This is a genomic window from Streptomyces sp. NBC_00016, assembly GCF_045040885.1.
In the GTDB taxonomy this organism is placed as follows: Bacteria; Actinomycetota; Actinomycetes; order Streptomycetales; family Streptomycetaceae; genus Streptomyces; species Streptomyces coriariae.
This window is the reverse complement of sequence record NZ_CP108304.1, coordinates 8630138-8654578: the sequence shown is the minus strand read 5'-3', so window position 1 is coordinate 8654578 and position 24441 is coordinate 8630138. Positions and strand designations below refer to the sequence as shown.

At 73.2% G+C, this 24441-nt stretch carries 24 protein-coding genes; 13 read left to right on the top strand and 11 right to left on the bottom strand.

The features are described from left to right. Window positions 1-74 precede the first annotated feature (74 nt). Entirely contained in the window at window positions 75-1157 is a 1083-nt protein-coding gene (locus OG933_RS38390; protein WP_362521324.1) for an O-antigen ligase family protein, read from the top strand. 25 nt (window positions 1158-1182) lie between these two features. Here the strand turns inward: OG933_RS38390 and OG933_RS38385 are convergent, their stop codons facing one another. Both OG933_RS38385 and OG933_RS38380 read right to left on the bottom strand, forming a co-directional pair. Next, window positions 1183-1758, bottom strand: coding sequence for a hypothetical protein (locus tag OG933_RS38385; protein ID WP_362521321.1), 576 nt, complete (start codon window positions 1756-1758; stop codon window positions 1183-1185). A gap of 105 nt (window positions 1759-1863) precedes the next feature. Beyond that, window positions 1864-2649 (bottom strand): glutamate racemase, encoded by a 786-nt coding sequence (locus tag OG933_RS38380; RefSeq protein WP_020125987.1) that lies wholly within the window; start codon window positions 2647-2649, stop codon window positions 1864-1866. A gap of 39 nt (window positions 2650-2688) precedes the next feature. Here OG933_RS38380 and OG933_RS38375 point away from each other — a divergent pair, with 39 nt between their 5' ends. Then, the gene (locus OG933_RS38375; protein WP_405633633.1) at window positions 2689-3882 is read left to right on the top strand and encodes a glycosyltransferase; all 1194 of its coding nucleotides are present in this window, start codon (window positions 2689-2691) and stop codon (window positions 3880-3882) included. Window positions 3883-3933: 51 nt separating this feature from the next. On the opposite strand, the gene OG933_RS38370 is transcribed toward OG933_RS38375, so the two are convergent. Beyond that, window positions 3934-5259, bottom strand: coding sequence for a TerD family protein (locus OG933_RS38370; protein ID WP_405631597.1), 1326 nt, complete (start codon window positions 5257-5259; stop codon window positions 3934-3936). 281 nt (window positions 5260-5540) lie between these two features. Between OG933_RS38370 and OG933_RS38365 the strand changes: the two genes are divergently transcribed. The 4 genes from OG933_RS38365 (at window position 5541) to OG933_RS38350 (ending at window position 10179) form a co-directional block, all read left to right on the top strand. Further along, window positions 5541-5972, top strand: a complete 432-nt coding sequence (locus OG933_RS38365; RefSeq protein WP_020125984.1) for a DUF6643 family protein — start codon at window positions 5541-5543, stop codon at window positions 5970-5972. A 39-nt stretch (window positions 5973-6011) separates the two neighbouring features. Then, window positions 6012-6836 carry an MOSC domain-containing protein gene (locus OG933_RS38360; RefSeq protein WP_405631595.1) on the top strand — a complete coding sequence of 275 codons (825 nt, stop codon included), beginning with the start codon at window positions 6012-6014 and terminating at the stop codon, window positions 6834-6836. 182 nt (window positions 6837-7018) lie between these two features. Then, entirely contained in the window at window positions 7019-7624 is a 606-nt protein-coding gene (locus tag OG933_RS38355; protein WP_362521313.1) for a hypothetical protein, read from the top strand. 107 nt (window positions 7625-7731) lie between these two features. Continuing rightward, entirely contained in the window at window positions 7732-10179 is a 2448-nt protein-coding gene (locus OG933_RS38350; protein WP_362521310.1) for a right-handed parallel beta-helix repeat-containing protein, read from the top strand. 5 nt (window positions 10180-10184) lie between these two features. On the opposite strand, the gene OG933_RS38345 is transcribed toward OG933_RS38350, so the two are convergent. Next, window positions 10185-12530, bottom strand: a complete 2346-nt coding sequence (locus OG933_RS38345; protein WP_405631593.1) for a hypothetical protein — start codon at window positions 12528-12530, stop codon at window positions 10185-10187. A 281-nt stretch (window positions 12531-12811) separates the two neighbouring features. Between OG933_RS38345 and OG933_RS38340 the strand changes: the two genes are divergently transcribed. Next, the gene (locus OG933_RS38340) at window positions 12812-13642 is read left to right on the top strand and encodes a DeoR/GlpR family DNA-binding transcription regulator (protein WP_020125979.1); all 831 of its coding nucleotides are present in this window, start codon (window positions 12812-12814) and stop codon (window positions 13640-13642) included. Window positions 13643-13697: 55 nt separating this feature from the next. Further along, window positions 13698-14168, top strand: coding sequence for an SRPBCC family protein (locus tag OG933_RS38335; protein ID WP_362521304.1), 471 nt, complete (start codon window positions 13698-13700; stop codon window positions 14166-14168). A 39-nt stretch (window positions 14169-14207) separates the two neighbouring features. Here the strand turns inward: OG933_RS38335 and OG933_RS38330 are convergent, their stop codons facing one another. Further along, window positions 14208-15332: a PLP-dependent cysteine synthase family protein gene (locus OG933_RS38330; protein WP_362521302.1), complete on the bottom strand. Its 1125-nt coding sequence runs from the start codon at window positions 15330-15332 to the stop codon at window positions 14208-14210. 397 nt (window positions 15333-15729) lie between these two features. Here OG933_RS38330 and OG933_RS38325 point away from each other — a divergent pair, with 397 nt between their 5' ends. Both OG933_RS38325 and OG933_RS38320 read left to right on the top strand, forming a co-directional pair. Continuing rightward, a complete protein-coding gene (locus OG933_RS38325; protein ID WP_054240675.1) occupies window positions 15730-16053 on the top strand; it encodes a hypothetical protein in 324 nt (107 codons plus the stop codon). Window positions 16054-16277: 224 nt separating this feature from the next. Beyond that, window positions 16278-16814, top strand: a complete 537-nt coding sequence (locus tag OG933_RS38320) for an ATP-binding protein (protein WP_362521299.1) — start codon at window positions 16278-16280, stop codon at window positions 16812-16814. A gap of 84 nt (window positions 16815-16898) precedes the next feature. On the opposite strand, the gene OG933_RS38315 is transcribed toward OG933_RS38320, so the two are convergent. From OG933_RS38315 to OG933_RS38305, 3 genes are read right to left on the bottom strand one after another with little or no spacing between them, the layout of a single operon-like run. Then, window positions 16899-19460 carry an ABC transporter permease gene (locus tag OG933_RS38315; RefSeq protein ID WP_405631591.1) on the bottom strand — a complete coding sequence of 854 codons (2562 nt, stop codon included), beginning with the start codon at window positions 19458-19460 and terminating at the stop codon, window positions 16899-16901. Further along, a complete protein-coding gene (locus OG933_RS38310) occupies window positions 19457-20215 on the bottom strand; it encodes an ABC transporter ATP-binding protein (protein WP_405631590.1) in 759 nt (252 codons plus the stop codon). The genes OG933_RS38315 and OG933_RS38310 overlap by 4 nt, the downstream gene beginning before the upstream one ends. Beyond that, window positions 20212-20505 carry an SHOCT domain-containing protein gene (locus OG933_RS38305; protein WP_405631588.1) on the bottom strand — a complete coding sequence of 98 codons (294 nt, stop codon included), beginning with the start codon at window positions 20503-20505 and terminating at the stop codon, window positions 20212-20214. Before OG933_RS38305 ends, OG933_RS38310 begins: the two co-directional genes overlap by 4 nt. A gap of 187 nt (window positions 20506-20692) precedes the next feature. Between OG933_RS38305 and OG933_RS38300 the strand changes: the two genes are divergently transcribed. From OG933_RS38300 to OG933_RS38290, 3 genes are read left to right on the top strand one after another with little or no spacing between them, the layout of a single operon-like run. Beyond that, a complete protein-coding gene (locus OG933_RS38300; RefSeq protein WP_405631585.1) occupies window positions 20693-21259 on the top strand; it encodes a TetR/AcrR family transcriptional regulator in 567 nt (188 codons plus the stop codon). Between the two features lie 8 nt (window positions 21260-21267). Then, window positions 21268-21852, top strand: coding sequence for a DUF4865 family protein (locus OG933_RS38295; protein ID WP_405631584.1), 585 nt, complete (start codon window positions 21268-21270; stop codon window positions 21850-21852). Beyond that, window positions 21849-22757 carry a phosphotriesterase gene (locus tag OG933_RS38290; protein WP_405631581.1) on the top strand — a complete coding sequence of 303 codons (909 nt, stop codon included), beginning with the start codon at window positions 21849-21851 and terminating at the stop codon, window positions 22755-22757. Before OG933_RS38295 ends, OG933_RS38290 begins: the two co-directional genes overlap by 4 nt. A gap of 24 nt (window positions 22758-22781) precedes the next feature. Here OG933_RS38290 and OG933_RS38285 read toward each other — a convergent pair whose 3' ends face one another. From OG933_RS38285 to OG933_RS38275, 3 genes are all read right to left on the bottom strand, one after another. Then, window positions 22782-23204: a PPOX class F420-dependent oxidoreductase gene (locus tag OG933_RS38285; RefSeq protein ID WP_362521282.1), complete on the bottom strand. Its 423-nt coding sequence runs from the start codon at window positions 23202-23204 to the stop codon at window positions 22782-22784. 64 nt (window positions 23205-23268) lie between these two features. Beyond that, complete coding sequence (locus tag OG933_RS38280) at window positions 23269-24153, bottom strand: NAD(P)-dependent oxidoreductase (RefSeq protein ID WP_405631578.1); 885 nt, start codon at window positions 24151-24153, stop codon at window positions 23269-23271. Between the two features lie 9 nt (window positions 24154-24162). Next, window positions 24163-24333 (bottom strand): hypothetical protein, encoded by a 171-nt coding sequence (locus OG933_RS38275; protein ID WP_362521276.1) that lies wholly within the window; start codon window positions 24331-24333, stop codon window positions 24163-24165. Between the last annotated feature and the right edge of the window lie 108 nt (window positions 24334-24441).

The window sequence follows — 24441 nt, the reverse complement described above, 5'->3', positions numbered from 1 at the left end:
CAGGGCCGTCACGGTTCAGGGCCGTCACGGTCGGGGGGCGACCGGGTTCGGGGGGACGGGTGGGTTCCACGGGGATGACGTCCGCGGTCGACGCGGACGCGGACGGGGAAAGACGAAACGTTTCTGACGCGGCGGGCGTGGCCGTGCTCGGGGCCTGCGCCATCTGGTCCCTGGTCACCGCCGCCGTGCACGACGGACGCCCCGAGGGTGTCCTGCTCGCGGTGCTGGCGGTGGCCGCCGGCTACGCGGCGGGGCGGATCCTCGGGGTGTTGCTGCCGGTCGCCGGGCCCTGTGCCGGGGCGCTGGCGGGGCTGACCCTGTCGGTGGCCCGGCCCCGGCTCGCTCCGGGCCCCGAGATCGTCGCGCCGCTGGGTCACGCCGGCGCCACCGCCGCGGTGCTGACCCTGTCGGCCGGTGCCGCGTGCTGCGCCGCCTGGGCGACCCCCGTGCCGGTGGTGCGGCTCGGGCTGTGGCTGCTCGCCGGAGGCATCACGGTCACCGGGGCCCTCCTGGGCTCGACCACGGCCGTGGTGACCTGTTGCGCGGTGCTGCTGTGCTCCCTGGCGGCCGGCCGGATGCGCCGCCGGGGGCCGTGGCTCGCGGCCCTGGCCGTGGCCGCCGCCCTGGTGACGGGCCTGATCTGGGCGGTCGCCGGGAACGTGCTGTCCGGCGGCCTCGCCGCGTCTGTGACGGACTGGCTGACTGCGCACAGGGTCGACCTGTGGCGCGACGCCCTGGGCATGGCCCACCGGGAGGCCGGCCTCGGCGTGGGCCCCGGGCGCTTCGGGGAACTGAGCGGCACGGCGGCGCAGTCGACGCTGTCCGACGGCAAGCCGCACTCGGCGCCGCTGCAACTGGCGGCGGAGCAGGGTGTCGTCGGTGTGCTGCTGCTCGCCGCGGCCTTCTGCTGGGTGCTGTTCGCCCTGTGGCGGGCGCCGCGCCCCACGCCGGTCGTCCTCACCGCGGGTGCCGCGCTCACGGCTCTGGCCGCCGTCGCCGCGATCGGCAACGCGCTGAGCTTCACCACGGTGTCGGTCGGTGCAGGGCTGCTGGCCGGCCTGGCCACGGCCCGGCCGCTCACCGAGGAACCGGCGGCGCCCGAGGCCCTGCCGGAGTTCGACCGGGACCTGCGCCACGACGACCGCCCGGCCGCCTGACCTCAGTGCTTTCCCGGTGCGGCCCTCAGGGCGTGGGGCCCGGGGCGCCCGCCCGCAGCCGGTCCCTGATGACGCGCACCGCCGACTCCGCGTCGTCCACGGTGATGGTGAACGTGTGACCGTCCCAGAGCCGCAGCAGCACACCCTCGCCGCGGCGGACCACGACGGCCGTGCCCTTCTCCGGCCGCCAGCGATAGCCCCAGCCGCCCCAGTGGCGCGGCGTGACGAGCGGTACGAAGTCGGCCCCGGCGACATGGGCCAGCGGGATCCGCCGACGCGGCAGCCCGATGTGCCCGCAGCGCACTTCGAGCGACTCCTTGTCGAGCTTGAGGTCGACGTGGACGAAGGCGAGGGTGCCGAAGAGAACCAGCAACCCGGCGGCGATACAGCCGACGACGGACATGGCGAGCGGGGCGATGCCGGACGTCCACGCGGATTCGACGGCGAGCTCGACGCCGAGCGCCATGCAGGCGGCGCCGACGAGCGCCAGCACCCACTGGAACCGGTTGGTGGCGCGTCCGGTCCAGACGTCGGGATGCGGGGCGTCTGCATGCGGGACGTCGGGAAGCGGGATGCTCTCGTCGTGGGGGTGGTCCCTCATATTCATGAGGTTACTCAGGTTTCGCTGCGCCGGTAGCACGTAGCGCAGGGTGACTGCTCCGCCTGGGCGGCGGGCGACCCCGAGGGGCCGGTCCGGGCCCGTCGGTCACCGGGCGGAGCTGACGGCCTCCAGCAGTCGGCCTTCCGCGTAGGCCAGGGCGGGCGCGGGGAGAGCGCCGGGACGGCCGCTGAGGAGAACCGTCACGGTGCCGAGTGCCGCCGCCTCGGGTGCGGGGCGCGCGCCGATACGGCGCAGTGCCTGCGCGGCCACGGCTCCGGCCGAGCCGTGCAGGACGAGCGGCGGCCGGTCGGGGCGCTGTACGGCGGCACGGATGCGGTCGGCGACCAGTTCGTAATGGGTGCAGCCCAGGACGACGGTCGTTACTTCCTCGGGGGTGAGGGCGGCGGCCGCGGTGACCGCGGCGTCGATCGCCGCCTCGTCCGCGTGCTCGACCGCCTCCGCCAGTCCCCAGCAGGGCACCTCGGCGACCGTGACGTCCCCGGCGAAGTCCCGGATGAGGTTGCGCTGATAGGGGCTGCCGGTGGTGGCGGGCGTGGCCCAGATCGCGACGGGGCCGCCGCCGGCCGCGGCCGGCTTGATCGCCGGGACGGTGCCGATGACCGGGATGCCGGGTTCGAGGAGGGAGCGCAGCGCGGGCAGGGCGTGCACGGTCGCCGTGTTGCAGCCGACGATGAGGGCCTCGGGCCGGTGCGCGGCGGCGGCCTCGGCGACGGCCACGGCACGCTCGGTGAGGTCCTGCGGGGTGCGTGGCCCCCAGGGCATGCCGTCGGGGTCGAGGGAGAGCACGAGATCGGCGTCGGGTCGCAGGCGGCGTACCGCGACGGTGGCCGCCAGCAGACCGATTCCGGAGTCCATGAGCGCGATCTTCACCCGGCCACCATAGACGATGTGCTCTTGCGGCCCGGTGGCGTGGGGCAGACTGCGCGCGTGAGCGCCATCGTGTGGATCGCCGCCGTGACTCTGGCCGCCTGGGTGTGGCTGTTGCTCTGTCAGGGCTTCTTCTGGCGCACGGACGTCAGGCTGCCGGCCCGGGTGGAGCCACGGGAGTGGCCGTCCGTCTGCGTCGTCGTCCCCGCGCGCGACGAGGCGGCGGTGCTGCCCGCGAGCCTGCCCTCCCTGCTCGCGCAGGACTACCCGGGGCGGGCGGAGATCTTCCTCGTCGACGACGGCAGTTCCGACGGCACGGGGGAACTGGCGCGCGCGCTCGCCCGGCAGCGGGGCGGGCTTCCGCTGACCGTGGACTCGCCGGGCGAACCTCCCGCGGGCTGGACCGGGAAGCTGTGGGCGGTACGTCACGGCATCGACCTGGCACGCGCGCGTGAGCCCGAGTACCTCCTCCTTACGGATGCCGACATCGCGCACGGGCCCGACAGCCTGCGGGAGCTGGTGGCCGCGGCCCGCACCGGAGGGTTCGACGTCGTCTCCCAGATGGCACGGCTGCGGGTGGAGAGCCTGTGGGAGCGGCTGGTGGTACCCGCCTTCGTCTACTTCTTCGCGCAGCTCTACCCCTTCCGGCGGATCGGCCGACGTGGGGCGCGGACGGCGGCCGCCGCGGGCGGTTGTGTCCTGCTGCGCACCGACGCGGCCGAGCGGGCGCGGATCCCGGACGCCATCCGGCACGCCGTCATCGACGACGTGGCGCTCGCGCGGGCCGTGAAGGGTGCGGGCGGTCACGTCTGGCTGGGCCTGGCCGACCGGGTGGACAGCGTGCGCCCGTATCCGAGGCTGCACGATCTGTGGCGGATGGTCTCGCGCAGCGCCTACGCGCAGCTGCGGCACAGTCCGCTCCTGCTGACCGGCACGGTGCTCGGTCTGGCGCTGGTGTACCTGGTGCCTCCGCTCGCCCTGCTCGGCGGGCTCGCCGCAGGCAGTGGGGCCGCCGCTGTGTTCGGCGGTCTGGCGTGGCTGGTGATGGCGGGGACGTACGTCCCGATGCTGCGCTACTACCGCCAGCCGCTGTGGCTCGCTCCCCTGCTGCCGTTCACCGCGTTCCTCTATCTGCTGATGACGGTCGACTCCGCGGTCCAGCACTACCGGGGACGCGGTGCGGCCTGGAAGGGCCGCACCTACGCCCGTCCGGACGCCGTCGCGGACGAGGGCTGAGCCTCGTACGGGGTCCCCTGTGAACAGGGGCCCCCGGCCTAGGGGCAGCCTCTATTTGCGGCCCGGTGTCCAGTTCATGCCCCACCCGTAGGTGTAGTCGACGGTCCGCTGGGGGCTCACCCCGCGCTCGGGCACCAGGTAGCGGGCCTCGCGCTGGACGACGAGGTCGCCCCCGTTGTTGGTGATCAGCGCGAGCGCGCACACGGTCGAGGGCACCGTGCACTCGTCCAGGGAGAAGTCGATCGCGGCGCCGAACTGCGGTTGCAGCGTGACGGTGGCGTGCAGGTCGGCGAAGGAACGGGCGCCCTCGTAGATGGTCACGAAGACGAGGATGCGCCGGAAGTCGTTCTTGTGGTCGAGGTTCACGGTGAGGTTCTCACCGCTCGCCAGGGCACCGGTGCGGTCGTCGCCGTCGAGGTGGATGTAGGGCGGTTGGTGCAGGGCGCCGAAGGCGTTGCCGAGGGCCTGGACCACGCCCTTGCGGCCGTCGGCGAGCTCGAACAGGGCGCACAGGTCGAGGTCGAGGTCGTTGTGCATGGCGACCGCGCGGCCGCGCTTGCTGCCCCAGCCCGAGAACTGCTTGCGCACCTCCCAGTTCAGGTTCACGCTCAGGGCGCCCGAGGTGCCGCCCTGCTTGCTCAGGGACACCGACGGGGCGGCCTTGGTCAGCGTCACCTTGGTCAGCCGGACCGGTGCGACGGGCGGTGCCGGCGGCGGGGGCGGCGGGGCCTGGTGGACGGGCGGGGGCACCGTGGCCGGAAAGGCGGGCATGGTCGGCTGCTGGGACGGCGGCGGCGGAGCGACCTGACGGGCCGGCGGGGCCGGGGCGGCCGCCTGCTGCGGCTCGTCCACGGCGATCCCGAAGTCGGTGGCCAGGCCCTCGAGACCGCTGTCGTAGCCCTGGCCGACGGCCCGGAACTTCCAGGCGCCCTGGCGGCGGTAGAACTCCCCCAGGACGAAGGCCGTCTCCACCGTCGCGCCCGCGCTGTCGAACCGTGCCACGACGGTGCCCTGCGCCGCGTCCCGTACCTCGATGTAGAGGTCCGGCACCTTGCCGAACGAGCCGCCGTCCGTCGAGGCCGCCAGGACGATGGTCTCGATCGCGGGCTCCACGCGCGCGAGGTCGACGAGCAGGCTGTCGGTCACCCGGCCCCCGGCGTCGCGCTTGCCCTCGTGCCGGACGGCTCCGGAGGAGTGGGCCGGCTGGTTGTAGAAGACGAAGTCCGCGTCGGAACGGACCTTTCCGCCCACCAGCAGCAGCGCCGACGCGTCCGCGTCCGGAACGCCTGTTCCCGAGCGCCAGCCCAGTTCGACCCGCAGTGCCGTGGTCGGCACCGGAGCATTGGACCCCTTCGACATTGACATGTACGCCCCCATCGCGTGTCAGTGCACCGGGCCGCACGCCTCGGCACCCCTCGGGTTGTCTTTCCGGCCAACCTATTCCGCGGGACGGGGAACTCCCATCGGGAGCGCAGGATCAGCCCTGACCAACCGCCGGTAACCCGCTCGGAACTCGGCCTTTACATGATCGGAAGGACGCGCGCCGTCCTTTTTTCCCAAGTTCGCTCGCATTGGGGGTCCGAGGTCACTGCGGACACGGAAATCAACCCTCTTATCGGTCTCCCCAACCAGCACATCGTGGGCTTAACTTATGTGCCATGACCTCCCCCCGCTCCACCTATGGCGGCGGCTACTACGCCTCCTTCCCGGACACTCCGATCTACGACTCGCTCGTGGCCGAGCGGGGCACCCCGCAGATCGCCCCGATCCGGGTCCCCGCCGCGTACGACATGGGCAGCAGCAACCTGCCCGCGTTGCCGTCGGCGCTGCCCGCTCTCCCGGCGGGCCCCTCGCAGTCCTACGGCTACGGCTACCCGCAGGCGCAGCAGCCCGCGCCGTTGCAGCAGGCTCCGGCGGCGTACATCCCGCCGCAGGCCGGCGCACCGCGCGGCTACCCCGGACCCCAGGCGCAGCAGCAGCCGCGTCCGGCGGGCCCCGGCACGGGCTACGACGCCATGCGCCCGGCCGCTCCCCGGCCCGCCGCGCCCCAGTACCAGGACCCGTACAACCAGCAGTACCGGGGGTACTGAGCCCACGGGGTCGTCGGTGCCACCTGGCAGGATGACCCCATGGGGCATGTGCAGCTGCTGTCGATTCACGTCCATCCGGTCAAGGCGTTCCGGGGTCAGGCACCCCGGGAGGCCGTCGTGGAGCCCTGGGGGCTGGCCGGGGACCGACGCTGGGCGCTGATCGACGACGGGGGAAAGGTCGTCACACAACGTCAGCAGCCGCGCCTCGCGCTGGCCGCCGCCGAGCTTCTGCCCGGCGGCGGTGTGCGTCTGTCCGCGCCCGGTCTGGAACCGCTGACCGTGCCGGTGCCCGAGCCGGTGGGCACGGTGTCGATGGAGATCTTCCGTGACAAGGTGGAGGGGGTCCTCGCCGACGACACCGCGCACGCCTGGTGCAGCGCCCACCTCGGCGCCGACGTGCGGCTGGTGCACATGGACGACCCCGCGACCCGTCGGCCCGTGGACCCCGGGTACGCGAAGCCCGGCGAGACCGTCACCTTCGCCGACGGATATCCGCTGCTGGCCGCCACGACCGCGTCCCTGGACGCCCTCAACTCGCTGATCGCCCAGGGCGAGCACGCCGCGGAGGGCCCGCTGCCGATGAACCGTTTCCGGCCGAACCTGGTTCTGGCGGGCACCGATCCGTGGGCGGAGGACGACTGGTCGCGCATCGTCGTCGGCGAGGTCGGGTTCCGGGTGGCCAAGCCGTGCGGCCGCTGCGTCGTGACCACCACCGACCAGGGCACCGCGACACGAGGCAAGGAACCCCTCCACACCCTGGGCCGGCATCGGCGCCTCGGGGGCAAGCTGATCTTCGGACAGAACCTGGTGCCTCTCGGTCACGGCACGATCAGAGTCGGTGATCCGGTGCGCGTCATCGCATAGTTCCGGCCTGGGTCGGAGGCCGGGCGATCCGTGGGAACCCCCGCCCGGCTCCGGAGCGTTGGGATTGCGTGAGAAGTTCATGAGAGGTCCCGGGCTCTGGTGATTTCGCTCTCTCTTTCCCCGGGCTCGCGCGTGAACGGCTCCAACGGGGGTTATCACGGAGCGGGAAGGGGGTGCGGGCGGTGCGAGCGATCGGCGGAATCTGGCGCTGGCGACACAACCCACTGCGTCGTACGACGGATCTGGTCGAGGCGTGGGTGGCTTTGTCGGCCTTGTTGCTGATCCTCCTCGTCGCGCCCGTGGTGGGTTCCCTCGTCGGCGCCGTGGCACAGGATGTCCTCCAGCAGTCGGTCCACGAGCAGCGGCAGTCCCGCCACGAGGTCACGGCCACCGTGGTGCGGAAGGTGGACGGTTCGCCGCTGGAGGTCGACCCGGAGACGGCCACCGGCCGGGAGGCCCGCACCCGGGTCGTCGCGGACTGGACGGCGCCTGACGGCACGGCACGGCACGGGACGGTCCTCGCGGGCCTCAAGGCCCCGCACGGCGGCGACCACTTCGGGATATGGACGGACGAACACGGCGCGCTGGTGGCCCGCCCGCTGGACTCCGCCACGGCGACGACGCACGCCGTGCTCGCCGGCTTCGGCGCGGCCCTGCTCACCGCGGGCACCGTCGAGGGCGTTCGGCGGCTGATCGTCTGGCGCCTGGTCCGTCGCCGGTACGCCCGTTGGGACCAGGCCTGGGACCGCGCGGGCCCGGACTGGGGCCGCACCGGCACCGGCAGCTGACGGCCTTCCGTCTCTGGTCAACCCACCACCCGCGCGCACGCTACGGTGGTCCGGCCGAACCATTCGGCATCAACCCGCGTACCACGAGGTGGGGGCACATCAACGCCATGGCACAGGGCACGGTCCAGGTGACGCACACCGGCACATCGAGGTGGCGGCGCCGCACGGGTGAGTACGCATCGCTCGCCGCCGCCCTGGAGGCCGCGGCCGAGGGTGACGTGCTCACCATCGCTCCCGGAACCTATCGGGAGAACCTGGTCGTTGAGCGGTCGGTGACGCTGCGCGGACCCGAGGGCTCCCCCGGTTCCGTGCGCCTCGCGCCCCTGGACGGGGTGCCGTTGACCGTGCGCGCCTCGGCGGTGGTACAGGACCTGCACGTGGAGGGCCAGGACGCGGCCGCGCCCGCGGTGCTCGTCGAGGACGGCACACCGGAGCTGCTGGACGTACGGATCGTCACGCGGTCGGCGGCGGGCATCGAGGTGCGGGGCAGTGCCCGCCCGACGGTGCGGCGGTGCACCGTCGACAACCCGGCGGGCATCGGCATCGCCGTGGTCGACGGCGGCGGTGGCGTCTTCGAGGAGTGCGAGGTCGTCGCGGCGGGGCAGGCCGGCGTCTCGGTGCGCGGCGGGGCCCACCCCCGGCTGGAGCGCTGCCGGGTGCACCACACGTCGGGCGCGGGTCTGAGCGCGACCGGTGACAACTCCTCCCTGGAGGCGGTGGGCTGCGAGATCTACGAGGTCAGGGGCAGCGGCGTCCAGATCACCGCCCGGGCCACCGCGCACCTCACCGACTGCGATGTGCACCGCACCACCTCCGACGGCGTCACGCTCGACACGGACGCCGTGCTCACCCTGGCCGACTGCCGTATCCACGACATCCCGGAGAACGCGGTCGACCTGCGCTCCCGTTCCGTACTGACCCTGACCCGCACGACGGTGCGTCAGTTCGGCCGCAACGGGCTGTCGGTGTGGGACCCGGGCACGCGCGTGGACGCCAACCAGTGCGAGATCTTCGACAGCACCGGCGACTACCCGGCCGTCTGGGTCAGCGACGGCGCCACCGCGGTCCTCGACTCCTGCCGGGTGCACGACGTGCCCGACGCCCTGTTCGTCCTCGACCGGGGCTCCCGCGCGGACGTCGTGGACAGCGACCTGTCCCAGGTGCGCAACACGGCCGTGTCGGTGAGCGACGGGGCGACCGCCCAGCTCGACGACTGCCGGATCCGGGACGCGGCGACCGGCGCGTGGTTCCGCGACCACGGCAGCGGTGGCACCCTCAACAACTGCACCGTGGACAGCACCCAGACCGGCGTGATCGTCACCAAGGGCGCCGACCCCACCGTCGAGCGCTGCACCGTCGACTCCCCCGCCGAGGCCGGGTTCTATGTGTCGGCCGGTGGCCGCGGCACCTTCCTCAACTGCCGGGTGACGAACAGCGGCGGCTACGGCTTCCACGTGATAGACGGCAGCCGCACGACGCTGCGCAAATGCCGTACGGAGCGCTGCGCGCGCGGCGGTTACGAGTTCGCCGACGCCGGGGGCGACGCGGGCTCGGGCTCCGGTCCCCTGGTCGAGGACTGCACCAGCGACGAGAGCGCGGGCGCGCGGACACCCGGGGCCGCGGCGGCGCCGGCGACGGTGGTGCAGACCACCGCCCAGTCGCCGGGTCTGCTGGGTACGGTCCCCGAGCAGCGGGTCACCGCACCGGAGCCGCAGCGGGCGGCCGGTGAGATGGAGACGTCGGTACGGACCTCGAAGGACGTGCTCGGCGAGTTGGACACGCTGGTGGGCCTGGAGAGCGTCAAACGCGAGGTGCGGGCCCTCATCGACATGATCGAGGTGGGGCGGCGCCGTCAGCAGGCCGGGCTCAAGGCGGCGTCCGTCAAGCGCCATCTGGTCTTCACCGGCTCCCCCGGCACCGGTAAGACCACCGTCGCCCGTCTCTACGGCGAGATCCTCGCCGCCCTGGACGTGCTGGAGAAGGGCCATCTCGTCGAGGTGTCCCGCGTCGACCTGGTCGGCGAGCACATCGGCTCGACGGCGATCCGCACCCAGGAGGCCTTCCAACGGGCCCACGGCGGCGTGCTGTTCATCGACGAGGCGTACGCGCTGTCGCCGGAGGACGCGGGCCGCGACTTCGGCAAGGAGGCCATCGACACCCTGGTGAAGCTGATGGAGGACCACCGGGACTCCGTAGTGGTGATCGTGGCGGGCTACACGGCGGAGATGGAGCGCTTCCTCTCGGTCAACCCCGGGGTGGCGTCCCGCTTCTCACGGACCATCACCTTCGGCGACTACGGCCCCGAAGAGCTGCTGCGGATCGTGGAACAGCAGGCCGAGGAGCACGAGTACCGGCCCGCTCCGGGCACCGCGGACGCCCTGCTGAAGTACTTCACGGAGCTCCCCAAGGGACCCGCCTTCGGCAACGGGCGTACCGCGCGCCAGACGTTCGAGGCGATGGTGGAGCGGCATGCCAGCCGGGTCGCCCAGGTGGCCGAGCCGAGCACCGACGACCTGACCTTGCTGTACGCGGAGGACCTGCCCGAGCTGCCCTGATCCGCTCAGGTGCGCTGCTGGGGCAGCTCCGGTCGCAGCCGTCCCAGCAGCATCTCGCGTTCCTCTGCGAACGCCGGGTCGGCCTGGTATTCGGAGTGGCCAAGGACGGGCGCGGGCAGCGGGTGTTCCTCGGTGCGGCCGTACGCCAGCGGGTCCGCGAGGGGCTCGCGGTCCACCTGGGGGCCGCAGTCGTCCCCGGACAGCCGGACCGGGCCGCCGATGGGGTCGGTGAGCCGGTACAGGTTGCGCCAGCAGGCGATGTCCTCGTGCAGGGCGGCGAGCGCGGCCGGGCCGAAGTGGGCCGGGAACCAGCGGCCGTAGAGGCGCTCGATCGGGGAGCCGTAGGTGAGCAGGGCGACCCGCTTGCGGTCGGAGGGTTTCAGCTGCCAGGCCGCGGCGGCCGCGAGGACGCTGCCCTGGGAGTGACCGGAGATCACCAGACGTCCGCCCGTGGCGCGCGTCCAACCGGCCATCCGCCAGGTCAGGTCGGGGACCGCGCGTTCCGCGTAGCAGGGCGGGGCGAAGGGGTGCGCGGCCCGCGGCCAGAAGGTGCCGACGTCCCAGAGGATGCCGATCGTGCGCCGCGCGGAGGCGTCCTTGTAGGCGCGGCGGCCCCAGGTGACGAAGAGGACGAAGCCGAGCCCTATGAGCCAGGAGCCCATGGCCTGAGCGGTCTGGGCGGCGCCGTGGACGAAGGCCTGGGCACCGTCCGTGGCACGGACCGGGGTCTTCCCGGTGCCGAAGGCGCCGACGAGCGCGCCCGCGCCCAGGAGCAGCGTCGCGGTGGAGACGACGGCGACGAGGAGCGGGCCACGGTCGGTGAGCGTGGCCATCGCGCGGGCTCGGGCGATGCGACGGGTGCGGGCCGGGTCGCCGGGTCCGACCCCGTACGCGCGGCCCACCGCGTCCTGCTCGGCCCGGGTGAGCAGCCAGGTCTGCCGTCCGAGCAGTGCGCACAGCGCCAGCAGGACGACGAGCAGCACGGGGATGACGGACGCCTGCCAGGTCAGGAGCACGGGCGGTCCGTCGAGGAAGGTCCCCGTGCCGTCCAGCCAGTCCGAGACTCGTTGCGACACCCCGCCGGACATCACTCCGCCGAGCGCGCAGGCCAGCATCGCGACCGCGGGCCCCCCGAGCCCGCGCAGGGCGCAGCGCTCCTGCTGGACGAGTTGAACCCGCTCGACGGCAGTGGCGCCGCTCGGGTCCGCCGGCGCGGAGCGCTCGCGTGGGCAGTGGTGCAGGACGCGGGCGACGACCGCGAGGGTGATCACCAGGGCGCCCTGGGCGAGGGCGAGAGCGCCGAAGGTCGCGTCGCCGGGGAGCCGGCCCTCGGAGTGCCAGCCGGGGCGCTGCCACCCGGCGTACACCAGGGTGAGGGCGAGCAGGACGAGGGCGGCCAGGGGCAGCCGGTGGACGAGGTGCGCGTCGACGCGGCGGTCGAGGCGGTGCTCGCTGCGGCCCCGGCGGCACACCACCCACACCGTGGCGAGCGCGCCCGCCACCAGGGACGCCTCCAGCAACCGGCCGAGCCAGTCGAGGAGGGCGGGGCCGCCGGGTCGGCGGTCCTGGCGCACGGCCGCCGTGCCGACGGCCGCGGCCACCGTCAGCAGTCCCGCCGCGGTGTGGGCCGCGCGCAGGCGCGCCACCAGCCGGCGCCCGTACCAGAAGCCGGGCCGGCCGAGTGCGGTGTGACCGGGGCCGTTCTCGGGTTCGAAGGCGCGGTCGAGGGGCTCCTGGGACTCGTACGCCCGCCAGGTGCGGTGGGACAGGTACCACAGGAGACCGACGAGGGCGGTCGGGACCAGGGCGGCGAGGGCGAGCCGGCGGCCCGGCAGGCTCCACCAGCCGCCGTCGGAGACCGCCGGGGAGAGGAAGCCCAGCCAGGAGTGACGCTCGGCGCACGCGGTCGTGCCCGCGCACTGCCAGGCGGTCAGGTCGAGGGCGACCTCGCAGGCCGCGGCGACGAGCAGCACCGTCAGGCTCAGTGCCGCGAGCCGCACGAGCAGCCCGTACAGCCGCACCGCGCGAACGCCCTCCCGTGCGGCGGGGCGCATCCAGTGGGCGAGGTTGACGACCATGAACGGCAGCAGCAGGAGCCACAGGGCGCGGGTGCCGTTGCCGGAGGTGAGGTTGGACCACACATAGGCCTCGGGAACCGGGGCGTCGCGGCCGCGGTCGTCGGCGGGGCCGGTGTCCGCGGTGACGTCGTCGGCGCGCCGGAACACGGCCGCGGTGTCGTCGCCGGTGATCCGCACCGTGCGCGGATCGTTGAGCATCTTCTCGGGCGTGGCGCCACCCACGCCGTGGACCAGGAGTTCCAGGGCCGTTCTGTCCGCTGAGGCACGTTCCACTGTTCGCACTTCCCCCGTGACACGCCTTCGACATGTGTCCGCGCGGACATAAGGATCGCCACTTCGAAGGGCTGATACACCTCCCGTCACGGAACCTCCCCGGAGCGGGCGGGGAACGCCCACGCCACACGTGAGTGGCATGCACGCGTCGGGGTGGTGGACCAGCTGTGAGCAAGCCGTGCGAGGATGGGACGCCCCCGCACCGGAATCGGCGAGAATGGCCTCGTCGGAGCAGGTGAGCGGGCCTGTCGGACGGGCTGAGGGAAAGGACCGGAGCGTACGTGAGTGAGAATCAGAACCTCCTCGCGGAGCAGCGCCGCGCCCTGATCCTGGACGAGGTACGCCGCCGGGGCGGCGTACGGGTCAACGAGCTGACCCGCAAGCTCGGCGTGTCGGACATGACGGTGCGCCGCGACCTCGACGCGCTGGCGCGGCAGGGTGTCCTGGAGAAGGTGCACGGCGGTGCGGTGCCGGTCGTGGAGGCGAGCACCCACGAGCCGGGCTTCGAGGCGAAGTCGGGCCTGGAGCTGACCGCCAAGGAGGACATCGCGAAGGCGGCGGCGGAACTCGTCGCCCCGGGCAGCGCGATCGCGCTGTCGGGCGGTACGACGACGTACGCGCTGGCGCATCATCTGGTGGACGTGCCGGATCTGACCGTGGTGACCAACTCGGTGCGCGTGGCCGACGTCTTCCACGTGGCGCAGCGCACCTCGGGCCCCCGCCAGGGCGCGGCCACGGTCGTGCTGACCGGCGGGGTGCGCACGCCGTCCGACTCGCTGGTGGGTCCGGTCGCCGACCAGGCCATCGCGGCGCTCCACTTCGACGTGCTGTTCCTCGGTGTGCACGGGATATCGGCCGAGGCCGGTCTGTCGACGCCGAACCTCGCGGAGGCCGAGACCAACCGGCGCCTGGTGCAGTCGGCGCGCCGGGTGGTGGTGGTCGCGGACCACACCAAGTGGGGTGTGGTGGGCCTGAGTTCGTTCGCGGCGCTGGAGCAGGTCGACACGCTGGTGACGGACGCGGGGCTGCCGGAGGCGGCGCGCGCGGAGGTCTCCGAGCACCTGCGGCGGCTGGTGGTCGCGGGCGAGCCCGGTGAGGGTACAGACATCTGAAGGGCCTGCGGCTAGGGTGACGCACCCGTTTCCTCGCCCTGAGGAGGTTGCGCGCATGGCTCACCGATTGCGCCCCGAAGGACTCGCGTTCGTCGAGACCGCTCCGGTACGGCTGGTTTTCGCTCGGGAGGTGTCCGCTCCCCCTGAGCTGGTCTTCCGCGCTCTCGCCGAGGACGTGTCCGGCTGGGCGGAGTGGTTCCCGGCCGTGAGGTCCGTCCAGCCCCTGGACGACGGTGCGGGGCGCGACGTACGGCTCAGGGGCGGCACGCGTTTCCGCGAGACGGTGCTCGTGGCGAAGGAGCCGGAGCTGTACGCCTACCGCGTGGACGTGACCAACGCGCCGGGCGTCCGGGCGCTGGTCGAGGAGTGGCGGCTGGCGCCGGCCGGGGCGGGGACGCGGGTGCAGTGGACGTTCGCCGCCGACGGCAACGCGGCGTTCCGGACGTTCCTGCGGCTGGCGCGGGCCGGTCTGGGGCGGTCGTTCCGGGACGCGGTGACGAAACTGGACCGCCGGCTCACCCCGTAAGGGCTCCGGACCGTCCGCTCGGGCGGCGCGTGCCGGAGGTCAGGCCGGCCACACGCCCGTGGCCAGCAGCGATTCGATCGCGGCGGTGTACGGGGCGATGTCCAGGCCCTGCTCGGCGAGCCAGGTGTCGGAGTAGTACTTGTCGAGGTAGCGGTCGCCCGGGTCGCACAGCAGGGTGACGACGCTGCCGCGGTGTCCGTCGGCCACCATCTCGGCGACGATCTTCAGCGCGCTCCACAGTCCGGTGCCGGTCGAGCCGCCCGCCTTGCGGCCGATGGCCCGTTCCAGGGCGCGTACGGCGGCGACGCTGGCCGCGTCCGGGACCTTCATCATCCGGTCGACGGCGCCGGGCACGAAGCTGGGTTCCATGCGCGGCCGGCCGATGCCCTCGATGCGTGAGCCGCAGTCGCAGGTGACGTCCGGATCGCCGGTGGTCCAGCCCTCGAAGAAGCACGAGTTCTCCGGGTCGGCGACGCAGATGCGGGTGTTGCGCCGCGTGTAGTGGACGTACCGGGCGAGGGTCGCGGAGGTGCCGCCGGTGCCGGCCGTGGCCACGATCCAGGCGGGCTCCGGGAACCGCTCCCACTCCAGTTGGCGGAAGATGGATTCGGCGATGTTGTTGTTCCCGCGCCAGTCCGTGGCCCGTTCGGCGTAGGTGAACTGGTCCATGTAGTGACCGCCGCTGTCCGCCGCGAGGCGGGCGGACTCCTCGTACATCGTGCGGGAGTCGTCGACGAAGTGGCACTGGCCGCCGTGGAACTCGATCAGGCGGATCTTCTCGGCGCTCGTCGTGCGCGGCATGACCGCGATGAAGGGCACGCCGATCAGCTTGGCGAAGTACGCCTCGGAGACGGCCGTCGAACCGCTGGACGCCTCGATCACCGGGCGGCCCGGCCGGATCCAGCCGTTGCACAGGCCGTAGAGGAAGAGCGAGCGGGCGAGTCGGTGCTTGAGGCTGCCGGTGGGGTGGGTCGACTCGTCCTTGAGATACAGGTCGATGCCCCACTTCTCGGGGAGCGGGAAGCGCAGCAGATGGGTGTCGGCCGAGCGGTTGGCGTCGGCCTGGACCTTGCGGACGGCTTCTTTCAGCCAGTCGCGGTAGGCGGTGTCGCTGCGGTCGACGTCGAGGGTGGCGCCGGTCCTGCTGTGCTGGGGGGTGGTCACGGCGGGGCTCCTTCAGGCTTCGCGCCGACGGTGGTCCGCGCGGCCGACACACCGATCATAAGCACCAGCCACACGCTTCTCACCTGCATAAACACACCTTTGAGAGCCTCAAAGGCGGCCCTGGGGGGCGGCTTTGGGGGCGCGGGGGCGCATTCCCGCGAATGCTCCGGACGGGTAGCGCCGAGGCGTCGTGCGCACTGGTGCTCGACGCCGTGCGCGGGCAGACTGCACCGGGTCGGGCGAAGGTCCGGGCGGGGTGATGACGCCGGTCCGGACGCGGGACCCGGACGGGGGCGCACACTGGACCGAGGACGGGTTCGATCACGACGCGGGCTGGATCACGACCCACGCGGGTGCACGGTTCGGCTCGCCCAGGCACACAAGGGGGCGGGGAGGCATGGCGGAGCCGGAGTTCACGGCTACGGGCGTGCGCATCGGCAAGCGGCTGCGTTCGCTCACCCGAGCCGGCCAGGTCCGGATCAGCGACGGCAGGCTGGAGTTGCTGACCAGCTACGGCAGCGAGATCGACAGCGCGCCCGTGCAGGCGGTCCGCGCCTCCAGGCCCTGGTTCGCGCCGGAGGACCGGGCACTGGCCGACCTCAACGGCAAGCGGTATCTGCTGACGCTCGGCGACCACGACCCGGCGCCCGGCGAACCGGGGCCGCCCGCGGCGCGCCGCTTCATCGAGGCCGTGCGCAGGGCGGCGGGGCGCGGCGGCTGAGCCGGCCCCGACGTACCGCGCCCGAGGCCGAACGGGTGGCCTGGCCGACGCGAGTTGCGGCCCTGCGGCCACTGCGTCACTCTGGTCTCACGTCACTCTGGGTTTACCGGCGATAACGCTGCGAACCAGCCCGCCGGCCACGACAGCAGGCGGCCGCCTTGCGCAGACGCCCTGCTCGATCCGAATCCCGTGTTCTTCCGGACCTAAGTCGGGGAGTCGCAGCCGTGATCACCAACCCGAACAGGCACTGCACGGTCGAGCTTCAGGCCCTGCCGTCGCGGATCGGCCAGGTCCGCAGAATCGTATCGGCGCAGTTGCGCTACTGGCATATGGATCCACTCATAGACCGCGCCGCGCTCGGTGTGACGGAGCTGTTGACCAACGTCCACCTGCACGCGCAGCCCGACAAGATGTGCGTCGTGGAGATGGAGCTGCTGCTCGACCGGCTCACCGTCTCCGTGCGTGACCACGACCCGCGCCTGCCGGTCGTGGGGGTCGTCGACGACGAGAAGCTCGCCACCTGCGGGCGCGGCCTGGCCATGGTGGCGGCGGTGAGCGAGAGCTGGGGTGCCCGGCCGGACGGCGAGTCCGGCAAGGTCGTGTGGTTCACGCTGCCGGCCCCCGTCGCCACGCGGGAGCTGTCGGCGCGGCCGCCGCGTCGTACGCCCAGGGAGCAGGTCCCGCCGCGGTTCACGGAGGTCGTCTCCGTCGACGACCTGCGGCCCGCACATGCCCCCGCCCGGTCGGCCGTCGTCGGCTGACCGGGCGGTGACGTCACCTTGGGGGCGTCCGTCGCCCCGGGCCACGGTGACCGGTCCCTGAGGCGTACGCCGTCCGGGTGTACGTCACTGGGTGGCGATGGCCCGCAGCACGTCCAGGTGTGCCGCGCGCCGGGCCGGACGCAGCCCGGCGAGGACTCCGGCGGCGATGCCCACCAGGGCCACCACGGCGAGTCGCGCGGGCGGCAGCGCGAAGGCGAAGGCGCTGTCGCTCGACCCGTCGGAGGCCCGGACGAGCACCCAGCCGAGGAAGGCGCCGAGGGCCAGGCCGCCCACCGTGCCGAACGCGGCGACCAGGACCGACTCCCAGCGGACCATGGCCCGCAGCTGGTTCCGGGTCTGACCGACGGCGCGGAGCAGGCCGAGCTCGCGGGTGCGTTCGTGGATCGCCAGGGTCAGCGTGTTGGCGATACCCAGCAGGGCGATGAGGACCGCGAGGGCGAGCAGGGCGTAGACCAGGGTGAGCATCATGTCGATGCCGCCGGCCGAGGACTGCGCGTACTCGTCGCGGGTCTGCACCTCGGGGTTGCCGTAGAGGGCCGCGACCTTCTCCACGGCGGCCTTGCCCTCGGCCGCGCTCACGCCGTCCGCGAAGGAGACCGCGAGCAGCGTGTCGGCGTCCTGGGTGCGGTGCGGGGCCCAGGCCGCGCGGGTGATGACGTAGTCGCCGGCGAGTTCGGAGCGGCCGTAGACGGCACGCACGGTGAACGTCCTCTCGTCGCCGTCGGCGAAGGCGAGCCGGGTGGTGTCACCGGTGGTCAGATGCCTGCGGTCGGCCTCCTGCCGGGTGATCGCGATGCCGTCGGTCCCGAGGGCCCCCAGGTCGCCCCGGACGGTGCCGAGGTCGAAGGTGCGGCGCAGTGCCACCGGGTCGGTGACGGTCAACGCCCGCCCCTTCCCGTCGACTTCCGCGACTCCGCGGCCGAGTCCGACGGCCGTGTCCACCTCGGGCAGCTTGCCGAGGGCCGGTGCGAGCCGGGGGCTGAGTCCGCTGCCGCCCGCGCCGAACGAAGGGGTGCTGACGGCTAGGTCGCCCGCGAAGGAACGGGAGACGGTCTGGTCCATGGTCGCCTTGAGGGAGGCCCCGAACACGGTGAAGAGGGAGACCACGGCGACGCCGATCATCAGGGCGCCGGCGGTGGCCGCCGTCCGCTTCGGGCTGCGCAGGGCGTTGCGGCGGGCGAGGCCCCCGGTGACGCCCCGCAGCCGGTCCAGAGGGCTGCCGAGGACGCGTACGGCCGTGCCGGCTGCGACCGGACCGAGCACGACGAAGGCGATCAGGGCCAGGACGGCCCCGCCTCCCGCCAGCCACACGGACGGCGTGACCAGGACGCCGGTGAGGGTCGCCGCGACGGCGAGGGCGAGCAGGCCCGCGCCGGTGACGGCGCGCGGACGGGAGGCGCCCGAGGAGTCCACGGCCGTCTCGCGCAGCGCGGCCAGTGGGGCGGTGCGGCCGGCGCGCACGGCGGGCAGCAACGCGGACCCCAGGCAGACCAGGACGCCGACCACGAGGGGGACGGTCAGCGACAGGGCGCCGATCACCAGGTCGCCCTCGGGGAAGGGGAATCCGATGGCCGGGAACAGGGCCTGGAGACCGGCGGCGATACCGATGCCGCCGGCGAGTCCGGCGGCCGAAGCGGTCACGGCGACCGCGGCGGCCTCGACGAGCGTGGCCTCGGTGACCTGGCGGCGGGAGGCGCCGAGGGCGCGCAACAGGGCGTTCTCCCGCGCGCGTTGGGCCACGACGATCGCGAACGTGTTGTGGATGGAGAAGGTCGCGACCAGCAGGGCCACACCGGAGAACACCAGCAGGAACGTGGTGAAGATCGTCAGGAACTGGCTGGCGATCATGTCGGTGTTCTCCTGCGCGGACTCCTGACCGGTGATGGCCTCGACGCCCTCGGGCAGTACGGGAGTCAGCCGGTCGACGAGTTCCGCCTGGCTCACTCCCGGGTCGGCGCGCACGACGATGCTCGTCGCCCGGCCGGGCCTGGCGGTGAGGTACTTCTCGGCGTCGGCGCGGGTCATACCGGTGAAGGTCACCTGGGCCATGCCGTCCTCGCCGCCGAAGGTCGCGAGTCCGACGATCGTCACGCGCACGGGGTCTGGGGTGCGCAGCGTGGTGGTGTCGCCGACCCTCAGGCCGCCCTTGTCGGCGGTGCCCCGGTTGACGACGACCTCGCCGGACCGGGCCGGTGCGCGGCCCTCCGCGAGCCGGTAGGGGTTGAGCTGCGTGTCCGGGATCCAGTTGCCGGCGAGGGTGGGCGGGCCCTGGCCGCCGATCGGTTTGCCGTCACTGCCGACGAGTTGTCCCGCGCCCTGGATGTCGGGGGCGACGGCCGCGACGCCGGGGACGGCCTCGACGGTGCCGGCCAGGTCCGTGGGGACGGGCTGTCGCACGCCCTGGCTCTCGCCGGGGGTGGTGATGGTGTCGGCGCCGCGCACGACGGCGTCGGTGCCCGCGGTCGCGTTGCCGAACATCGAGTCGAAGCCGGCGCGCAGGGTGTCCCCCATGACCAGCGTTCCGGCCAGGAAGGCCACGCCGAGGAAGACGGCGAGGAAGGTTCCGGCGAAGCGGCGCCGGTGGGCGCGCAGGGACGAGAGGCTGAGGCGCAGGGACGCGTTCATGACGGCACCTCGAAGGCTTTCATGCGGTCCAGGACGCGGTCGGCGGTCGGGGACTCCATCCGGTCCACGAGCCGTCCGTCGGCGAGGAAGACGACCTCGTCGGCGTGGGCCGCCGCGACCGGGTCGTGGGTGACCATGACGACCGTGCGACCGGTCCGGCGTACGGTGCGGGCGAGGAGCCCGAGCACCTCTCCCCCGGCGCGGGAGTCGAGGTTGCCGGTGGGCTCGTCGGCGAAGACGACGTCCGGTCTCCCGGCGAACGCCCGTGCCACGGCGACGCGTTGCTGCTGGCCGCCGGAGAGTTCGGCGGGCCGGTGGTGGAGCCGGTCGCGCAGCCCGACGACGTCCACGAGGGCGTCGATCCACTCCGACTCGCCCCGCCGGCCCGCCAGGTCCCGCGGCAGCCGGATGTTCTCCTCGACGGTCAGGGTCGGCACCAGGTTGTACGCCTGGAAGACGAACCCGACCCGGTCGCGGCGCAGAAGGGTGAGGCGACGGTCGTCGAGCGTGCGCAGTTCGGTGTCGCCGATGTACGCGGTGCCCGAGGTGAGGGTGTCCAGCCCGGCGGCGCAGTGCATCAGGGTGGACTTGCCCGAGCCCGACGGGCCCATGATCGCGGTGAACCGACCGGCCGGAAAGGCCACGTTCACCCCGTCCAGGGCCCGCACGGCGGTGTCGCCGACGCCGTAGACCTTCACGGCGTCGACGACCCGCGCGGCGTTGCGCGTGGCCGTGGTGGCCGTCGCGGTGCTCATGCCGCACCGCCCTTGCCCGTGCGGCCGAACTGCTCGTCCAGGACGGACAGCCGACGCCAGTACTCGTCCTCGTCGATCTCACCGGAGGCGAAGCGACGGCCGAGGACGGCGAGGGGCGAGTCGCCGGCGGGCCGAGGGGCGGCGGCCGCACTCCACGGACCGCGGCGGCCCCGCCACACCGTGCGGCGCAGGAGCGTGACGACGCCCACGACGACGGCCGCCCAGATCAGCGGGAAGAACAGGATCCACGGGCCGGGTCCGCCACCGTCCCAGTTCGCCAGGGTGTTCATCTCGGGTCATCTCCTCAGTGGGTCTGCGTGATGCCTCGAGAGTCCCGCCGGGAGGGGGTCCGGGTCGTCGTACGGCCAGCGGCAGTGCGCGTACCTCGCCGGGAGTAGGCGCGCGTGTTGCGGCTGCTCCCTGAGGGCTGTTCCGTGGGGCTCGACTTCTGTAACTACCAGTATGTACAGTCGGGTCATGAGCACTTCGGAGCGGCTGATCGAGTCCACCCGGGAGCTGCTCTGGGAGCGCGGTTACGTGGGGACCAGCCCCAAGGCGATCCTGGAGCGCGCCGGCGCCGGGCAGGGCAGCATGTACCACCACTTCAAGGGCAAGCCCGACCTCGCCCTGGCGGCGATCCGGCGGACCGCCGACGAGATGCGGGCTACCGCCGAGGGAGTACTCGACGGGCCGGGCACGCCGTACGAGCGCATCGAGGCGTACCTGACACGCGAGCGGGACGTGCTGCGCGGCTGCCCCATCGGGCGGCTGACGATGGATCCGGAGGTGATCGCGAGCGACGAGCTGCGCGAGCCCGTCGACGAGACGATCGACCGGATCCGTGAACGGATCGCGCACCTCGTCGAAGAGGGGAAGGAACAGGGGCAGTTCGGGGCCGGGCTGGACGGCGAGGCGATCGCCGCCACCGTCGTCGCGACCGTCCAGGGCGGTTACGTGCTGGCCCGCGCGTCCGGTTCACCGACCGCCTTCGACGCGGCTGTCCGCGGGCTGCTGTCGCTGCTCGCGCCCCGTCCGGCCGACTAGGAGACCCGATGCACGCCATGCAGTACGAGCTCACGCTGCCCGCCGACTACGACATGGGCGTCATCCACGCGCGCGTGTCCCGTGTCGGGCATCTGCTCGACGACTGGGAGGGCCTGGGCCTCAAGGCGTACCTGCTGCGCGAACGCGGGGTACACGGTTCGCCGGTCAACCAGTACGCGCCCTTCTATCTCTGGAACACCGTGGAGGGCATGAACGCCTTCCTCTGGGGAGGCGGCTTCCAGGGCCTGAGTGACGACTTCGGGCGTCCGACGGTCCGTCAGTGGACCGGTCTGGCCCACGAGGAGGGCGTCGCCGCCGGTTCCCCCGCCCTGTTCGCCGTACGACGGCGCGAGCCGGTCCCGGACGGGGTGGCGCTGTCCGAGACGGCGCGGGACGCGGCGGACGAGGTGGGGCGGCTGGCGCGGGAGGAGGGCGCGGTGCTCGCGGCGGCGGCGGTCGACACGAGCCGCTGGGAGAGGGTTCACTTCTCGCTCTGGGCGCACGACACGCCCAAGGCCGACGGCGACCTGTTCCAGGTGCTGCACCTGTCGGCGCCGGGGCGGACCGCCCTGCCCGCGGGCCGGCAGTGGTGAACGCCGTGCGGACCGTGCTCGGGGACCTGCCGGCGGAGCGGCTCGGCGTGTGCGACGCGCACGACCACCTGTTCTTCGGCAGTCCCCGGCTGCCCGGTCAGGAGCTGAACAGCCGCTCCGCGGCGCGTGCCGAGCTCGCGGCGTTCCGCGCGCAGGGCGGTGACGCCGTCGTGCAGTGGACGCCGTACGGTCTCGGGCGGCGCGCGGCGGATCTGCCCCCGCTGTCCCGGGAGGCGGGGGTACAGGTCGTGACCGCGACGGGGCTGCACCAGGACGTCCACTACGACGAGGCGACGCTCGACGGGCTGCGGCACCGGCTCGCCGAGCTGTTCGTGACCGAACTGACCGAGGGCATCGGGACGTCGGGGGTCCGCGCCGGGCTGGTCAAGGTCGCGGGCGGGTTCCACGCCCTCGACGCGCACACCCGCTGGACCATGGCCGCCGCGGCCGAGGCGCATCACGCGACGGACGCGCCGATCGCCGTCCATCTGGAGCTGGGTACCGGCGCCCTCGACGTGGTCGACCTGCTGTGCGGGGAGTTGGGCGTGCCCCCGCACCGGGTGATCCTCGGGCACCTCAACCGGGCGCCCGACGGGGTGGTGCACCGGCAGGCCGCCGAGGCGGGCTGCTGGCTCGCCTTCGACGGCCCGTCACGCGCCCACCACGCCACCGACTGGCGGATGCCGGACGCCGTACGGGCCCTGGCCGATGCCGGTTTCGGCGACCGGCTGCTGCTCGGCGGCGACACCACGACGGCCGCGGCCCGCTCGGTCGACGGCGGTCCCGGGATGCCGTATCTGTTGCGCCGGGTCCGGCCACGGCTGGCGCTCGCCGTGGGTGAGGAGCTGGTGGCGCGGATCCTGGCGGAGAACCCGGGGCGGGCCTTCGGCGTCGAGTGGCGCTGAACGCCGGGTCCGGCGGCGGGACGCTCAGGTGGACGCCTGGTCGCTGTCCTTCAGGGCGCCCCAGCCGTGCCAGCGGTCGATCTCGATCCAGGCGCTGACACGGGAGCGGACCCGGTCGGGGTAGGGCTTGCCCGTGTAGTGGGTGGAGATGCGGTCGATGTCCGCCAGGCCTTCGTCCTCGTGCAGCTCGGCCACCCGCCCGATCAGGGTGACGTGCGTGTACCAGTCGTCGGAGTCGAGGACGGTGAGGGTCAGGCGCGGGTCGCGGCGCAGGTGCTGGAGGCGGACCCGGCTCTCGTCCAGGCTGATCAGGACGCGCCCGTCCTCCCAGACGTACCAGGTGGGGGTGGAGACGGGGGCTCCGTCGGAACGCAGGGTCGCCATCACACAGGGGTTGGCGCGGCCCAGCAGTTCGACGGCCTCGGGCGGCAGCGGGGGCTTGGACACGGGATCTCCTCGCGGTTCGGGTGTCTCGCGGCTCGGGTGTCTCGAGGTTCGGGTGTCTCGAGGTTCAGGCGTTCTTGTCGAAGCTGGCGAAGTAGGCGGCGGCCATGTCCTCGTCGCCGTGGCCCTGGGCGGCGGCCCGCTCCAGACGCTCGGCACTCGCCGCCGCCACGTCCAGGCGGACGCCGTGCTCACGGCCGGCCTCGACGATCAGCCGCGCGTCCTTCGCCGCCGTCGCGACCGCGAACTGTGCGGGCGAGAGCCGGTCGTCGAGGATCAGACCGGTCTTCGCCTTCAGGTACCCCATGTCGAGCGGGCCACCCGCGATCAGCTCGAAGAACGCGTTCGGGTCGACATCCAGGGACTGCGACAGGGCGAGGACCTCGCCGGCCGCGGCGGTGGCCGCGATGACCCAGCTGTTGGCCACCAGCTTCAGGCGCGTCGCGCTCCCCTCGCCGCCGTCCTCGCCCGTCCACACCGTCCGCGCGCCCACCGCGTCGAACACCGGCGCCACCGCGTCGCGGTGCTCGCTCGGGCCCGCCGCCAGCACGGTGAGCTGACCTGCCTCGGCGGGTTGCCGGGTGCCCAGGACGGGCGCGTCGAAGAAGACGAGGTCATGTGCGAGCGCAAAGGATGCCAGGTCGCCGATGGCTCCGGTCCCGGCGGTCGTCGACTGCACCCAGGCCGCTCCGGCGCGCAGGCCGGGCACGGCCTCGCGCATGACCTCCAGGGCGGCGGGACCGTCGTAGAGCATGGTGAGGACGACATCCGCACCCTCGACCGCCTCGGCGGGGCTGTCGACGACCTGGACGCCGTCGGCGGTGAGCGGCTCGGCCTTGGCTCGGGTGCGGTTCCAGGCGCGGACGGTGTGACCCGCCCGGGCGAGGTTGCGGGCCATCGCGGCGCCCATGATGCCGGTGCCGAGGACGCTCACGGTCAGTTCGTCTGTCATGGCCTCAACCTACTTCGACGCCGCAGCGACCAGGCCGTCCAGCCACGCCTGGTGGCCGTTGAGCATCGGGTTCGGCCGCTCGCCCGCGAGGGCGGCCGCGGGCTGCCCGAGCTGGGTCTCCTGGGTCAGGATGCGGACCCGGCCGCCGGGCAGGTCCTCCACCAGCCAGGCGTGCAGCACGTCGAGCCGCTCCTCGGGCGTGCCGTCCTGCCTGGCGGTCCAGGACAGCCGGCCGGGGACGGCGTCGGCGGAGGGGCTGGAACTCGACGACCAGCGCGTCCAGGGCGC